Raw genomic sequence first — 15,476 nt, 5'->3', positions numbered from 1 at the left:
CAAGGTTCAATAAACTATGTTTACCACGCGTTAAAGAATACCACCACCGGCTCGACCTTCTTTCATAGTTTCACCCACTTTCACTTTCGTGTCATTTCGTGTTTTTCGTGGTAGAAAATTTCAGTTAGAGCGTTTCATCGGTTTCCGTTGTGGTTTGATACCGGTTCGAATATCGCCAGGCGGGCGGACACATGGGTGCCGCCCCTACCACTGAGCAGGTTGGTAATTTGAAAACTTATAGTACGTTTTCGCTGACAGTTTCCTGTTGTCTGCGCCAACCCCGGATTACATCCGGGGCTACCCGTGACCCTTCTCTGTGTTTAGTGGTTCGGCAGATTCATCTGAGGGAAGGGGATGCACATCAATTAAAATGCTTTGTGAATCGTGAGATGGGAGTGACTCGTCCTCACAGTCAGGCAAGCTGACTGTGGCACACGGACGGATTGCTGTTCCCGTTGAACTGGCTCCGGTTTTTTTTGCTACCACGAAAAATACGAAAACACACGAAATTTGATGGGACCTTATTATCGGGGGTACGAGTGAGAATGATGGACTGTTTCAAAAATAATTTACCTTTGATGATTATGAGAACGCTGATTTCAGGATCTGTCTGGTTTCATCGATTGAGGGAAATCTTAGGGAAGGGCGCGGGGGCGTCAAGAGGGATGAACAGAATCGGGTGGCGATACAGGTTGATCCCGGCGCGATGCAGGGCGGTGCGGGAGCGGTGCCGGGGGGATGGGCTGCGATGTGCGGCGACCCGCAGGCATTCATTACGAACTGGTGTTGATTCAGGCAGTGAAGATCTGGAAAAAACGGGCTGTTTTATAGTGACGATTTCGAACAACTGTCGCGTGTTCTGGTGCACTGTAAACTGGGCACGCGCGCGACCCGAAACAACGCTTATCGCCGTTGGCGCGGCGGAGTCAAGTTCAATCTGTTCCAGAGCGCTGGTTCTACTGCCTGGATTCACAGCAGGCTGGTTTGAGCAGTGGCATACGGGGAGGTGAGATGGTGGGAGATTCAAAGGGAGCGGTCGAAAGTTTTCGCTGTCGGTTTCCTGCTCGCTGTGCTCGCCCCGAATTACATTCGGGGTTACCCGGTTTGATCAGATGGCGGGAGTAAAAAATCAGAAATGAAGGCGGATGCAATGACTTTGATTATGTTGACTGAAGTGTCTGACAGCCCGGGGGTTGGGAGCACTATTCTCCTGGTAAATTTGAGATAGAACATGTTTGGATTCAGGATGAGATGTTCTTGTCCGGTTTTGTTTTTACATCGTGAAGGCGTGTCTGATAGTGATCAGTTTTGGTCTGAAAATGAATCGGTTCCCTTTTTTAATTTCGTATCATAAATAACTTAAACATCCTTTTCCGGGATTGATCGTGTGCTCATCTTTCAATCGTTCTGAGTGAAATTCCGCTCTTCAAGATATCGAACAGTCGTGATCAGAGATCGCTGATTCACTGTCCTTCATTTTCTGGTTCTTATCATTGTGTGGCTGAGTCTGCCATAGCGGGACGTTGGATTTCATTCGGGTGTAAAAAATGTTTCAGATTATTTTTGACGAAGGTGAAAAAATGAAACAGGCACAAAGGCAAAAACGTGGATTTACGCTGATCGAACTGCTGGTTGTGATCGCGATTATCGCGATTCTGATTGCTCTGCTGCTTCCGGCGGTGCAGCAGGCGCGCGAAGCGGCGCGGCGTTCTACCTGTAAAAATAACCTGAAGCAACTTGGACTGGCGCTTTACAATTATCATGATACGCATCGCGTGTTTCCTCCCGGTAATATTGGTCGCTGCAGTACTCCCGACTTGAACAGTTCGGGGCTGGTCATGCTGCTGCCGAATATTGATCAGGCACCGCTTTATAATCAGTTCAACTTCAACGGCACGATGTATACGTGGGAAATTTCAGGATGTAACAGTGGATTGATCGGGACGCACGCTGATGATCCTTCGACCAATGGGAACCTCGCTCCCGTGCAGGAAGTACTGCCGGCTTTTCTGTGTCCTTCCGATCCGAACCCGACACGCATTCCGCCCGGACAGACCTGTTATGCTCCGACTTCTTCCAATACGAATCATGGCGGAGCAGGGCGAACCAACTATGACTTTGTTTCCAATTTGCGGAACTGGAATTCCTGTGTCCCCTGGAATTCGATCAGCATGACGACGCGTGCCATGTTTGGTGATGACAGCAGATGCAGTGTGAGAGATATCATTGATGGCAGCAGTAATACCGTGGCAATGACAGAAACGACCCGTTCGGTTCGGAATGGGAATTCGACGGCCTGGGGATATCGCGGTCATACGATGGTCGGGGTGAGTTTTGAGCATACTGGTATCAATGTTTTTGCAACGGATGGTGCCGGGACCGGGAAGCTGGACAGCTGGGGATATGCCGGCAGTCTGCATCGGGGCGGCGTTCATATTCTGATGGGGGATGGTGCGGTTCGATTTCTCAGTGAGAATATCGACACGACCACGCGGATTAATCTGTCGCGCATTGCTGATGGCCAGGTGCTGGGAGAGTTCTAAGTATTTCCAGATTGACTGTCGCGTCTTTTGAATCAAGCAGGTTGAGTCAGGCAGTTCGAAAGACGCGATGAGAGATGTGATCCAATATTTCAACGGGCAGAGGAAAAACGATGAAGTTACGAGCTTTCTTGCTGTTGATGATCTCGGGCAGTCTTGTCGGTTGTGGTGGGGCTCCTGCAGCTTCACCTCTGCCGGAAACAGTCCCTGTCACTGGTGTTGTCACATTGGATGGGGCGCCGATTGCTGCAGCGACGGTTACATTTATTCCACAGGGGCAGACGAAAGGAGTGGAATGCCTGGGGACGACCGATGAGGGAGGGAAGTATCAGCTTCAGCAACAGCATGGTGCGGAAGGTGCCCCTCCCGGGAATTACAAGGTTGTGATCAGTCGTCTGTTACGGGGAGACGGAACACCACTGCCGGAAGAGGGAGCAGGGGCAGGAGGCATTGCAGTCGAGTCGCTGCCTGCCCGCTACAGTAATGTCAGTGGTTCCCGGTTGACAGCCGTCGTCCCAGAGGCGGGGGGCGAGTTCGATTTTGATCTGCAGAATAAGAAATGATTTCTGTAGTGATTGAACAGCTCTCATGGGAGTGAGACACAGTTTCTTGTGTGGAAGGAGGTAGAAAATCATCCTGATCTGGTGAACTCTTGATGAAATAGCAGAGCAGCCCTTGCGAACAGACGGTCTTCGCGTTCACAATAGGCGAATTCAATTCCGCCTGAATTCAGGCAGTTTGCAGCATTATTCAGAGTCAGTTGTTGCAGATCTTTCTTCAACATGATCTGACACAATTTCATTCCATGCTCTGGCAGTCATCAAGGTAGATGTTTCGATGTGGTCTTCGCGTCTGTTCTGGAAGCTCTTTCTGGTCTATGCCGGTCTCAATATTGCGTCTGCGATTGTGTTTGTGCTCATCGTGTCCGGACGACAACAGACCCAGGTGGAAGATCAGGTCGAGCAGCGACTGCATGACAGCGCGGTGATCATGCGTAACAGCCTGGAGGGGGTGTTTCAGGAGGGCATTTCCGAATCATTGCAGAAAAAAGTCAGGAAACTGGGCGAGGAAACCGGAACACGTTTAACGCTGATTGACATGGAGGGAGTCGTGCTGGCAGATTCGGACCAGGATACATTAGATCTGGTTCGCGAGATGGAAAATCATAAGAACCGGGTGGAAGTCATTCAGGCGCTTTCCACTGGTTTCGGGATTTCCAAACGCATCAGCCCCACACTAAGTGAACCAATGTTGTACTATGCTGTTTTGTACGAGAAAGATGGAGAGCCACGGGGAGTCGTGCGGGTTGCGATTACGATGGCGAAAATCCAGAAAGAGATTTCGTCTATCGAAAAGCTGATTTGGACGATCGCCTTACTGGTCAGTTTTACGGTGATGCTGCTGACCTACTGGGTTGTGGCGCGGATGATCCGCCCGTTGACGATTCTGACAAACGCAGCGGAATCGATTGCGAATGGGGATTATGACCAGAAACTCTATTTCCCGCAGCAGGATGAGCTGGGAATCCTCGCGCAGTCATTCAATCATATGAGCAGGGAGATGGCAGAGCGTGTACGTCAGTTGCAGGCGAGTGGAGACCGACTCAGTACCGTTCTGGAAGGGATGGTCGAAGGTGTGATTGCCATCAATGAACGCCAGCATGTCTTGTTCGCTAACGAATCTGCGGGCAGACTGCTGTTCTTCTCCCCAGAAGATGCGGAAGGCAAAGCATTATTTGAATCGGTACGAAATCACCAGCTTCAGAAATCCGTCACGGAAGTATTAAAAACGCTGGAACCGCAGCGGATGGAAGTGGAGCTGGAAAGTACCAGCGATCGAATTCTGGGAGTGACGACGACTCCCCTGCCGGGCACCCCCTGTCCGGGGCTGGTGATCGTGCTGTTTGATATGACGGAGCTGCGGCGGCTGGAATCACTCAGGCAGGAATTCGTCGCGAATGTCTCTCATGAATTGAAAACGCCTTTAAGTTCGATCAAAGCATACACGGAGACGCTGATTCGGGGAGCGATGGATGATCCCGAGATCAGTAAGACATTTCTGCTGCGCATCGAAGAACAGGCGGATCGGCTGCATCAGCTCATCCTGGATCTGATCAGCCTGGCCAGTATTGAATCTGGTAACCAGGTGTTTGATATCATTAATATTGAACTGAGACCCTTTGTTGAGTCCTGTCTGGTGGATCAGCAGAAAGTGGCGGAGTCGAAACAGATCGAGCTGATCGTTGAAGAAAAGGAACCTGGGATCAAGGTGAAGGCCGACGAGGAAGGGCTGCATCAGATCCTGAGTAACCTGATCAACAATGCCATTAAGTACACGCCCGATCAGGGGCGGATCACGATTCGCTGGCAACTCGAGGAGGGAAACATGGTGTTGCTACAGGTGCAGGACACCGGAATCGGGATCGCGGAAAAATACCAGGCACGCCTCTTTGAGCGATTTTTCCGTGTTGATAAGGCCCGTTCCCGGGAATTGGGGGGGACCGGTCTGGGGCTCTCCATCGTGAAACACCTGGTTCAGTCTTTTAATGGAACCATTGGTGTGAAGAGCAAAATCGGTGAAGGCAGTACATTTTCTGTAAGGCTGCCCCGAGGTTAATCTGCAGAGGTTGACTTGTCGTAAATCGCTTCAATCAAGCAAGTTAAGATGCATTGTTCCGGATGAATTGATGTTCTGGAAAGATTAAGTACTTCACAGTTTCTTAATATTATCTTAACAAATTGCGGGTATGGTAAGACGCGTCTGAGGGAGATCTACTCAGAGCCAGTTTGAGCTGACTGGCCGAGCGGTCTCGATTTCAAAGCGAACATCAATCTTATAACACCATATCGCATTGGGGAGAAACACACACGATGATCACGACAAACAAGGGGAAGGTATGGGGGCTGCTATGTCTGGCCATTGGAGTTTCCCTGATTGGCGTTGGATGCAATGGCGGAGGCAATGATGCAAACGAGACCGCTGCCAAGCAGAAAGGGTCTGAACCAGAAGCGGAAGCACCCGCAGAGGCTGGCGAGAAGCTGGAAGGCAGTGTGAAAATCGATGGTTCCAGTACTGTCTATCCTGTGAGTGAAGCAGTGGCGGAAGAGTTTCGTACTGTGCAGCCCAAAGTGCGAGTGACCGTCGGATTTTCCGGAACTGGTGGCGGGATGAAGAAGTTTATCGCAGGTGAAGTTGATATCTGTGACGCTTCACGGGCAATGAAAGAAAAAGAAGCAACCGCCTGTAAAGAAAAAGGGATCGAATTCATTGAACTGTCCGTCTCGTTTGATGGTCTGGCTGTAATTGTGAACCCCAAGAATACCTGGTGTGAATGTCTGACAGTCGGTCAGCTGAAAGAACTGTGGCGTCCGGAAAGTGGCGTGAAACAGTGGAAAGATCTGGATCCCAAGTGGCCTGCCAAAGACATCAAGCTGTATGGCCCGGGAACTGACTCAGGTACTTTCGATTACTTCACAGAAGCAATTGTCGGAGAGTCCAAGGCTAGCCGTGCTGACTATACTGCCAGTGAAAATGACAACGTACTGGTGACCGGTGTGTCAGAAGATGCTGACGCCCTGGGTTACTTCGGGTACGCTTACTATGAAGAAAATAAAGACAAGTTGAAGCTGCTGGCTGTTGATGGTGGCAAAGGCTGTACCAAGCCTTCTCTGGAAACTGTTCGAGACAACTCTTACCAGCCGCTCTCACGTCCACTGTTTATCTACGTGCGAAAGTCTTCTCTGGAACGTCCGGAAGTGGTTGCCTTCGTGAAGTTCTATTTGGAGAACGCAGCCGCTCTGTCAAAAGACGTGGGTTATGTACCCGTCTCAGAAGATGTTCAAAAGAAGAACCTGGAAACACTTAATGGAGCTTTGTCGAAGTGACAAACGAGCAATCTGGTTTAAATCAATCAGTTGAAATTCAAGGGGGTGAGGCAGTAGTCATTGGGCTGCCTCGCTCTACTTCTTTAGAAAGTGCCAGCGGTTTGTGGAACCGTCTGCGTCCTGTTTACGAAGGTCTGATTCATTTCTCGCTGTTTCTCTGTGCCAGCATCTCGGTGCTGGTTACAGTAGGCATCGTGATCGTACTGCTGTATGAATCGGTTAAATTCTTCTATGATGTACCCGTGATCGAATTTTTGACGGGTACCCAGTGGACACCGCTTCTCAAGCCACAGCATTTCGGGATTCTGCCTCTGCTTTGTGGCACATTGCTGGTAACCGGTGGATCGGCACTCGTGGCAGTTCCCATCGGTCTGGGAACGGCGATTTATTTGAGCGAATACGCGTCACCTCTCTTTCGAGATATTGTGAAGCCGCTGCTGGAAATTCTGGCCGGTATTCCTTCGGTTGTTTACGGTTATCTGGCGATCGTGTTTGTGTCTCCGATTATCCGGGAAATATTCCCCAGTGCCGGCGTCTTCAATGCTGCCAGTGCCTGCGTGGTGGTGGGCATCATGATCCTGCCGATGATTATTTCCCTGAGTGAAGATATTCTGCAGTCGGTGCCGATTTCGCTGAGAGCGGCGGCTTCTGCACTGGGTGCAAATAAGTATGAAGTCACAGTACGAGTGGTTTTGCCAGCAGCGATGTCGGGTATTATTGCCAGCTTTCTGCTGGCCATTTCCCGTGCGATTGGTGAGACGATGGCGGTGACTCTGGCAGCAGGAGCGACTCCGAAACTGACGTTGAATCCTCTGGAAAGCATCCAGACGATGACTGCTTACATCGTGCAGGTGAGCCAGGGAGATACGCCGGCAGGAACAGTTGAGTACCGGACAATCTTTGCAGTTGGTTTGACTCTCTTTCTCACCACGATGATCATGAACGTGATTGCTCAGTACATCCTCTCCCGGGTAGGAGAACGTTACGAATGAGCTCGAAACTCGATATTTATACAACGAAACGGCGTGGCAGGGTCAGTAATTTCCTGTTTACCAGTGCCTGCTTTGTGGCCACGATCACCTGTATTCTGGCGTTGCTGGTCTTGATCTGGAATATCATCCTTGAGGGGCAGAACTGGTTGAGCTGGGAATTTCTTCAGCATTATCCTTCAAGATATCCGCATAAAGCCGGGATCAAAGCTGCTTTGTGGGGGAGTATCTGGCTGATTGGTCTGACGGCATTGTTTTCTGTGCCACTGGGTGTGGGAGCCGCTGTCTACCTGGAAGAATATTCGGCCCGCACTCGCTGGCGGAAACTGATTCAGTTGAATATTGCGAATCTGGCTGGAGTCCCTTCAATTGTGTACGGGATTCTGGGGCTGGCTTTGTTCGTGCGGACGCTCTCCTTTGAACGCAGTGTGCTGTCTGGTGCGTTGACGCTGACACTGGTGGTACTGCCGATTGTGATTCTGGCGTCTCAGGAAGCTTTGCGAGCCGTACCGGATTCGATCCGACGTTCGGCTTACGCTCTGGGAGCAACGCGCTGGCAGACGGTCTGGTATCAGGTACTGCCCGCTTCACTGCCGGGCATCATGACGGGGGTGATTTTGTCCCTGTCGCGGGCGCTGGGAGAAGCGGCACCTTTGATTGTCGTGGGGGCGATGGCGTATGTCCCCTTTGTACCGGAAAAACTGTCGGATGAATTTACTGCACTGCCGATTTTGATTTTTGACTGGACTCAGCGTCCGCAGGAAGAATTCCTTCACGTAGCTGCTGCCGGGATTTTAGTGCTGTTGATTCTGCTGGTCAGCATGAACGCAGTGGCGGTATTCGTGCGACATACATACGGAAAAAAGATTCGCTGGTAGTAGAGGGAACTACGTGAATGGAGAAATGTGAAATTCTTCCACACAGATTTGATTTTATTTATCTATAATAGTTCTCAGCAGGGATTTTCAATCCATGGCTTCAACACCCTCGGTTAAAAATAATATGCAATCACCCGATAAGGCAACCTCCGCTCATTCTCAGGGTCCTGTCGTGCGGCCTTCAATTCCTGAAGGTAAGAGCATGCGGACTGCTGATGAACTGGCGCAGGCCACAGAAAAAATCAGCGTGCGTGATTTATCGTTTTACTATTCGGAAAACCGCGCATTGACAGATATATCTCTTTCGATTCCCGAATGTTGCGTGACGGCGTTTATCGGGCCTTCCGGTTGCGGGAAGTCTACTTTCCTGCGGTGTCTGAACCGGATGAACGATATGATTGAGGGGACACGAGTCGAAGGAAAGATTCTGCTGGAAGGGCAGGATATTTATTCACCACGCACAGATATCGTCACGCTGCGTAAAAGGATCGGGATGGTATTCCAGAAGTCCACACCCTTTCCCAAGTCCATTTTTGACAATGTTTCTTTTGGACCTAAAATCGCCGGCATCCGCAAGAAAAAAGACTTATTCGAAATCGTAGAACGCTCACTTCAGCGATCTGCGCTCTGGGATGAAGTCAAGGATCGGTTGAGCGATTCGGCCCTGAATCTTTCAGGCGGACAACAGCAGCGACTTTGTATCGCACGGGCGCTGGCGAATGATCCGGATATTCTGCTGATGGATGAACCGGCTTCAGCTTTGGACCCGGCATCAACTGCGCGGATTGAAGATTTGATTTTTGAGCTGAAAGAGCAGTATACGATCGTGATTGTGACGCATAATATGCAGCAGGCAGCGCGTGTGTCTGACCAGGCTGCATTTTTCTATCAGGGGCTGCTGGTGGAATCGGGGGCAACAGAAGAGTTGTTTACGAATCCCAAGAAGCAACAGACCGAAGACTATATTACGGGCAGATTTGGATAAGCCGATGACAAAGCACTTACAGCGCGACATGGAGTCACTTGAAAGGGAGATTATCACACAATCTTCGCTGGTGGAAGAAATGATTTCCAAGGCCAGTCGTGCGCTTTATGAAGTTCAGGTTGATCTGGCGAATGAAGTCATAGAGAAAGAACGCGCCATCAACGAGAGTGAAGTAAAAATTGAAGAAGAGTGTCTGAAAATCCTGGCATTGCATCAACCTGTTGCCGTGGATTTACGAGAGACGGCAACAGTTTTGAAAATCAACAATGACCTGGAGCGAATTGCCGATCTGGCAGTGAATATTGCTGAGCGGACCATCGGTCTGTCGCACTATCCCAACTTTCGCATTCCCGCTTCGCTGGAGCCGATGACAAAAGTGACCGTCTCCATGCTGCGTGATGCCATCGATGCTTTTATCGATTTTGATACAGAAAAAGCACGCAGTGTCTGTAAGCGTGACGACATTGTTGACGGTTACAATCGGGAGATTATCAATGAAATTTATCAGTTGATGCAGACGGATCCCAATTTGATTAAACCGGCACTACACTTCTTTTCTTCAGCTCGCCATATCGAACGTATTGCCGATCATACGACTAATATTGCTGAAGATGTGATTTATCTGACCGAGGGTGAAATTGTCCGCCATCGGCATAAAGAAACATTTTCTACCTGATTCTATCTCATTTAGGTGGTATAAAAAAAAGACATGTCAAAGAAACGTATCCTTGTGATTGAAGATGATCGTTCTCTCTCTGAAGTTCTCGCATATAACCTGCGACAGGAGAAATACGATGCAGTAGTTGCCCTCGATGGAATGGACGGCCTGCGTCAGGCGCAACTCAAAACACCGGACCTGATTATTCTGGACCTGATGCTTCCCCAGATGGATGGGTTGGAAGTTTGTCGCCGGCTCCGATCGGACCCGGTCACCAGCAATGTTCTGATCCTGATGTTGACTGCCAAGTCGGAAGAAACGGACCAGGTGGTTGGTTTCACGCTAGGTGCCGATGATTACGTCACTAAACCTTTCAGTGTCAAGATTCTGCTGGAGCGCATCAAAGCTCTGCTCCGGCGTCGTGAAAGTAACGGAGAAGCGTCTGATACGATTGTCAGTCAGGGAGTAATGATCGACCGCAGACGGCACCGGGTGATGATTGATGATGTCCCGATCTCGCTGACTCGGAGCGAATTTGAACTGCTGGAAGCACTGGTTCGTCAGCCAGGTCGAGTGTTCTCTCGTGCTGAGCTGATTGATGCCGCTCTGGGAGATGATGCCCTGGTTCTGGAGCGAACCATTGATGTGCATATCCGGGCGTTACGTCAGAAGCTGGAAAAACATTCGGAGCTGATCGAGACGGTCCGCGGTGTTGGATATCGCTTTCGGGACCCGGATACTGCTTTCAAAAAACAGACGACTTAAAGCAATCGAGTATATTTCGACGAAACAGGCCTGCGCCGTGAAGCGCAGGCCTGTTTTCGCATCTGGAATGAAAAAAGTCTGCTGTTTACAGATGTTTGCCGCTAAGGTGTGTTGTTATGAACACTTGCTGTGAAGTGACTCCCTGAATTCGCCAAAAATCTTTTTTGAGAGTAGTTGACACTCCGCAAAAGACCGATATACTTATTCTAGTTGAGACTGAGTCTCATACTCTACTTGCAGTGAGGCCAAACCTGAAAACGGGGTTTAAAGACCGTTCCTACCTGATCGAATCCCGTAATCACCACGCAATCAGCTTTCAATTAAAAAAGCATCAGTCACAAAGGATGCGACTGATGCCTGGGTATAACGCGAAATGTCTACCGTTACCGAGAGCCAGTTCGAACGATCAACGGCAATCCCCGTCCCTGAGATTGCTCCCCGTCGAAGATTTCTCTGCCACTGCCTGAAAGTGACGCCAGAAGAAGTCCAGCAGTGTATTACTGCCAGCAATGCTGAGTCAGTGCATGAAGTGACCCGCGGCTGTGGTGCCGGAAAGGGCTGCACAGCCTGCCATTGTCGGATTAAAGACCTGTTGGCCGGTGCCTGCGATGACTGTGGTCAGTCCAAACGGCGTTGCCTGTGTGCACAGCCAGCTTAGTCTGATTTAAAAGAAAAAGCCCCGATTGACGGGGCTTTTTTAGTAGATTCTCCTGTGGGGAAATCTGTTTGCCAGCCATCCCCGGGAAATCTGTGTTTATTATTCGCGGATCTGTTCAGCCAGATAGTTCTGGATACCAACCTGTTTGATCAGCTCCAGCTGAGATTCGCACCAGTCGATACTTTCTTCAGATTCAACAACCATCTGGTCCATCAGTTCGCGGCTGCCGGCGTCTTTTTCTTCATGGCACAGTTCGATTGCCGAGTTGTATGTGGCCACACCTTTCATCTCCAGTTCCAGGCTGTTCTGGATCTGTTCTTCGACGGTTTTACCGACGCGAATTACATCGTAGCGGGCAATTTCCGGAACACCATCCAGGTACAGAATGCGGTCAATGACCTGTTCTGCATGTTTCATTTCTTCAATGGATTCATCATAAAAGTGTTTGGCCAGCTTATCAAAGCCCCAGTCTTTGCACATTTTCGATGAGATAAAGTACAGGTTAATGGCTGTCAACTCGATTGTGAGCCCATCGTTTAACGCATCAATTATCTTCTGACTACCCTTCATTGGTCTTACTTTCTCTAACAGTTATCTGGTAATGCTGCCTTCAACCGGGAGACATGCTGTTTGTAGTATTCGTAAAATTCAGCACATCTTCCAGACTGAAACCGTTTAAAATCTGCTATTTTCAAGTATTGAAACGAGATCTCTCTCGGCACGGCCCGACCGCTGTATTTTTTGAAACAGATTCTCAACACGGGGCTGTTTTATGGTTCCAGGTTCAGCAGTTCGACCTTGCGAAATTCAATCGGATGGCTTTCCGACTGCAGCGAGATCGTCCCTTTTTCAAGCATGAGGGGGGCGCCGTCTGCAATCAGTTTTTTGGCATCCTCATCGGCGGGGTCCAGCTGGGGCTTCGTATAGGAGAGCACTGTTTGCCCATCAATAATATGTTTGATAATTTTGTTGCCGCGGACCTCAACTTCGACAGTAACCCATTGGTCTCCATGATAGGTTTTGGAGTGTGAGTTCACACAATGAGGTTTGAACAGTTTGTCATCCATGACAACGTGAGTGCCTGGGGTACACAGATTGGCTGTAGTACGGGTTCCCGTTCCTTTTCCGCCGAGTAGCTGCACTTCAATGGAAACCGGAAACTTCTGGTCTTTCGACATGCTTTCCGGCGTCTGGCCGTGGACCATGATTCCACTGTTGCGGAACGCCCAGCCTGGGCCACCTGTTGACTGCTCCCCGGTAAACCGATATTCAACACGGATAATGTAATGTGAGAACGGGGTTTTGTAGAACAGGTGGCCGAATTTTTCTGCAAACTCACCGTATTGCTCGTAGCCCACTTTCAGTAAGCCGTCTTCGACGCGGAACGTATTGCCGAAATTTTCATTTACATCGTAGCCGCGGATTTTTACCGTCCAGTCATTCAGGTCTTTGCCATTAAACAATGGAATCCATTTTTTATCCGTGCTGGTTTCGTCTGCAGAAAGCAGGGAGCCAATACAGAGGGAGAATAACAGGCTCAGGCAAAACATCAGGGATGAAGTTGATTTCACGAAAGTGTTCCTTAATCACGGCGCGTGCAATACAGGCAGGGCAACAGACGATCCGTTGACCATGAATCAGGTGAGTGGAAAATTATGTCCGGAGAGTGATTGAATTCACCCGCTTGACCATTCATCGATTATAAACAGCGAGCCGGCAAATAATACATTTTTGCGAGCGAACTTTTTAGATTTCAATGAGTCGCAGCAAAGGCGTGACGGGAAGTGAACTCCATGAACAAAAAACGCCCGTTATGAATAACGGGCGTTCAAAGTCAGTGTCGTACCAGATGACTGGCTTGGGCAGGATTAGCTGCCTGCTTCTTCTTTTTTAGGTTCAGCTGCGGGCTCTTCTCCGCCTTCTGGAACTTCAGCGCCGGCACCACCGGTTGTTGAACCAGCTTCAGCGGGAGCATCTGCTGCAGGAGCATCGCCAGCAGGAGCTGGAGCGTCAGCTGCAGGTTTGCCACATCCAACGGCCCAGGCTGAAATACTGATGGTTGCCAGCACGACGAACAGTCGGCTCAGTTTTGTGAAAGACATTTTATTGTCCCTTCCGAATAGTTGTTCTAGAAAATGAGTCACTTGATCCCTGTCTATGATAGACAATGTCTAGAAAGCATTAAAAAATGAGATACATCAGAATTCAAGCGACAATCATCTTTTAAACACATATTTCAGTTTGAAATCACAAAAAGGAGGTTGTTTTTTCAGTTTAGTTGACTGTTACTGGAAGATAAATAATCGGACCTGAAGGAGACATCCGGATTAATCGGGTTCCTTTGATTGCAGAAGATGTTGCGGACCGGGATGCCAAAAACAGGGAAAAAGGTCAAGATGAAATCGGGGTAAACCCTCATTTTCAGTCAGAATCTTAAGGAATTGGTTTTTTAGAATTCTCAAAATTTTTATAAGAAACTTTGATATAACAGTTTGCTAATTCGTTCAGGGTTTGTCACACTTATCTCAGGTTGAATGAGCTGAACTGGTTTTCAATCTTATTCACATAAGTGTCCAATTCACTGGCAACCTGATTTTGTCCTTATTTTTGCGTTATAATACGCTATGCGTATTTTTTTCAGTGTGTCACTATTTATGAGCGAATGTGCTACAAGTGGTGATCAGTTACAGAGTGACAATAAACTCCGTTTTATTGTCGAGAGACTTTTAAGTTAGAGGATGGGCTTCATGGCCACTGGAACAATCAAAAAAATTACTGAAAAAGGGTTTGGCTTCATTAACGATGGCCAGCAGGATATCTTTTTTCATCTCTCATCACTGGATGGTGTCACATTCGATCAGCTGGTTGAAGGTCAAACCGTAGAGTTTGAAACCGAAAAGAGCGATCGAGGCCTGCGTGCAGTTCGAGTCTCTACAACTGAGTAGAAATTAGACAAAAACATTTCAATCCCGCGCTTCCACGGTATTGCATAGCATCCCGAGTCCCTGTATCTCAATGCAGGCCTGGTCTCCAGGTTTCAGGTATACAGGGGGCTTGCGGGCCATGCCTACTCCGGGAGGCGTACCGGTAAAGATGATATCACCGGGTTCGAGTGTCAGTATCTGAGACACGAACGCGATTACCTGTTCTATGGTAAAGATGAATTTATCGGTATTGGAATTCTGCAAAACCTCTCCATTAAGTGTTAATTTGATGGGGAGGCTGTTTGCGTTTTTGATCTCATCTGCCGTTACCAGGTAAGGGCCAGTCGGAGCAAATGTGTCCGCTGTTTTTCCCAGCAGCCACTGTCCGCCCGGACGTCCAATCTGCCAGTCGCGCGCTGAAACATCGTGGCCGTTCATATAGCCGGCGATGTATGCGGGTGCGTCTGTCTCAGTGACGTTACGACATGTCTTTCCGATAACTGCCACGAGTTCGGCTTCATAGTCAACTTCGCGGGCAACGGAAGGAATCCGTATTGGCTGTCCTGAACCGGTAACCGAGCTGCTGAACTTGCTGAAACAGACTGGTTCATCAGGGAACGGCATCCCCGTTTCTTCTGCATGATCGCGGTAATTTAAGCCAATACAGAGGACTTTCCCCGGTGAGGGAATCGGTGCCAGCAGGGTGCCTGCGATCTGTTGGTTTGCCTGTTCGGCCTGTTCTGCGGCTATCTTAGCGCGCTCCAGTCCCCCTTCCAGCGCCAGTATTCCTTTAAGAGATCTGGGCAGGCTATCGTCGAAAGCTGACAGCTCGAAGAAAGTTAACTCGTTTTCCTGGTCAACTACTGAGGCTACTTGAATGCCTTTGTCAGTCTGAATCGTTGCTAACTTCATGCAGGGCATCTCCTTGGATTGTTTTCTGAGACTTCAGGAAGCAGGCGTTCGGTCGTGTGAGATTCGCAGGAATCTGATGTCGCTGCTTCAGGCGGGTGTAGTGGATGTTGGAATCATAGCTATCCCGCTCGTTTAGATACAGGCCTCTTACTGGATTTCCTGTCGTGGGTTTCAAATAACTCATACGGTAGATTTTCTTCTTGTCGCTGGAATGTTATGCTGTCACCTGTAGGTTTTCTCTGACGTTCAGCGGGAAATCGGATACAAAAATACCGTTTCAGCT

The 15,476-nt window shown here is 49.1% G+C and carries 15 protein-coding genes; 11 read left to right on the top strand and 4 right to left on the bottom strand.

The features are described 5' to 3' along the window. The first annotated feature begins 1,547 nt into the window (after nucleotides 1–1,547). The 10 genes from ACN0YN_RS19510 to ACN0YN_RS19465 all read left to right on the top strand — a co-directional run bounded on the left by ACN0YN_RS19510 (nucleotide 1,548) and on the right by ACN0YN_RS19465 (nucleotide 11,357). A complete protein-coding gene (locus tag ACN0YN_RS19510) occupies nucleotides 1,548–2,543 on the top strand; it encodes a DUF1559 domain-containing protein (RefSeq protein WP_417386681.1) in 996 nt (331 codons plus the stop codon). Nucleotides 2,544–2,653: 110 nt separating this feature from the next. Continuing rightward, nucleotides 2,654–3,103: a carboxypeptidase-like regulatory domain-containing protein gene (locus ACN0YN_RS19505; RefSeq protein ID WP_417386680.1), complete on the top strand. Its 450-nt coding sequence runs from the start codon at nucleotides 2,654–2,656 to the stop codon at nucleotides 3,101–3,103. A 274-nt stretch (nucleotides 3,104–3,377) separates the two neighbouring features. Then, complete coding sequence (pnpS, locus tag ACN0YN_RS19500; protein WP_417386679.1) at nucleotides 3,378–5,156, top strand: two-component system histidine kinase PnpS; 1,779 nt, start codon at nucleotides 3,378–3,380, stop codon at nucleotides 5,154–5,156. Nucleotides 5,157–5,410: 254 nt separating this feature from the next. After that, nucleotides 5,411–6,424, top strand: a complete 1,014-nt coding sequence (locus tag ACN0YN_RS19495; protein ID WP_417386678.1) for a PstS family phosphate ABC transporter substrate-binding protein — start codon at nucleotides 5,411–5,413, stop codon at nucleotides 6,422–6,424. A gap of 101 nt (nucleotides 6,425–6,525) precedes the next feature. Continuing rightward, nucleotides 6,526–7,416 (top strand): phosphate ABC transporter permease subunit PstC, encoded by an 891-nt coding sequence (gene pstC / locus ACN0YN_RS19490; RefSeq protein WP_417386685.1) that lies wholly within the window; start codon nucleotides 6,526–6,528, stop codon nucleotides 7,414–7,416. Beyond that, complete coding sequence (gene pstA, locus ACN0YN_RS19485) at nucleotides 7,413–8,291, top strand: phosphate ABC transporter permease PstA (protein ID WP_417386677.1); 879 nt, start codon at nucleotides 7,413–7,415, stop codon at nucleotides 8,289–8,291. Before pstC ends, pstA begins: the two co-directional genes overlap by 4 nt. A 94-nt stretch (nucleotides 8,292–8,385) precedes the next feature. Further along, complete coding sequence (pstB, locus tag ACN0YN_RS19480) at nucleotides 8,386–9,276, top strand: phosphate ABC transporter ATP-binding protein PstB (RefSeq protein ID WP_417386676.1); 891 nt, start codon at nucleotides 8,386–8,388, stop codon at nucleotides 9,274–9,276. Nucleotides 9,277–9,280: 4 nt separating this feature from the next. After that, a complete protein-coding gene (gene phoU, locus ACN0YN_RS19475) occupies nucleotides 9,281–9,952 on the top strand; it encodes a phosphate signaling complex protein PhoU (protein ID WP_417386675.1) in 672 nt (223 codons plus the stop codon). A 33-nt stretch (nucleotides 9,953–9,985) separates the two neighbouring features. Continuing rightward, on the top strand, nucleotides 9,986–10,699 hold the full coding sequence (locus ACN0YN_RS19470) for a response regulator (protein WP_044240245.1): 714 nt from the start codon (nucleotides 9,986–9,988) through the stop codon (nucleotides 10,697–10,699). A 373-nt stretch (nucleotides 10,700–11,072) separates the two neighbouring features. After that, nucleotides 11,073–11,357 carry a (2Fe-2S)-binding protein gene (locus ACN0YN_RS19465; RefSeq protein WP_417386674.1) on the top strand — a complete coding sequence of 95 codons (285 nt, stop codon included), beginning with the start codon at nucleotides 11,073–11,075 and terminating at the stop codon, nucleotides 11,355–11,357. Nucleotides 11,358–11,456: 99 nt separating this feature from the next. Here the strand turns inward: ACN0YN_RS19465 and bfr are convergent, their stop codons facing one another. The 3 genes from bfr to ACN0YN_RS19450 form a co-directional block, all read right to left on the bottom strand. Further along, nucleotides 11,457–11,927, bottom strand: a complete 471-nt coding sequence (gene bfr, locus ACN0YN_RS19460; protein ID WP_417386673.1) for a bacterioferritin — start codon at nucleotides 11,925–11,927, stop codon at nucleotides 11,457–11,459. 200 nt (nucleotides 11,928–12,127) lie between these two features. After that, nucleotides 12,128–12,928 (bottom strand): 3-keto-disaccharide hydrolase, encoded by an 801-nt coding sequence (locus tag ACN0YN_RS19455; protein ID WP_417386672.1) that lies wholly within the window; start codon nucleotides 12,926–12,928, stop codon nucleotides 12,128–12,130. Nucleotides 12,929–13,225: 297 nt separating this feature from the next. After that, nucleotides 13,226–13,459, bottom strand: coding sequence for a hypothetical protein (locus ACN0YN_RS19450; protein ID WP_417386671.1), 234 nt, complete (start codon nucleotides 13,457–13,459; stop codon nucleotides 13,226–13,228). 645 nt (nucleotides 13,460–14,104) lie between these two features. Between ACN0YN_RS19450 and ACN0YN_RS19445 the strand changes: the two genes are divergently transcribed. Next, entirely contained in the window at nucleotides 14,105–14,302 is a 198-nt protein-coding gene (locus ACN0YN_RS19445) for a cold-shock protein (RefSeq protein ID WP_417386670.1), read from the top strand. Nucleotides 14,303–14,320: 18 nt separating this feature from the next. Here the strand turns inward: ACN0YN_RS19445 and ACN0YN_RS19440 are convergent, their stop codons facing one another. Further along, nucleotides 14,321–15,193 (bottom strand): fumarylacetoacetate hydrolase family protein, encoded by an 873-nt coding sequence (locus ACN0YN_RS19440; protein WP_417386669.1) that lies wholly within the window; start codon nucleotides 15,191–15,193, stop codon nucleotides 14,321–14,323. Between the last annotated feature and the right edge of the window lie 283 nt (nucleotides 15,194–15,476).

This window comes from Gimesia sp. (genome assembly GCF_048260065.1).
Lineage (GTDB): Bacteria > Planctomycetota > Planctomycetia > Planctomycetales > Planctomycetaceae > Gimesia.
The sequence above is the reverse complement of the archived record's forward strand: the minus strand, read 5'-3'. Positions and strand labels throughout refer to the sequence as shown.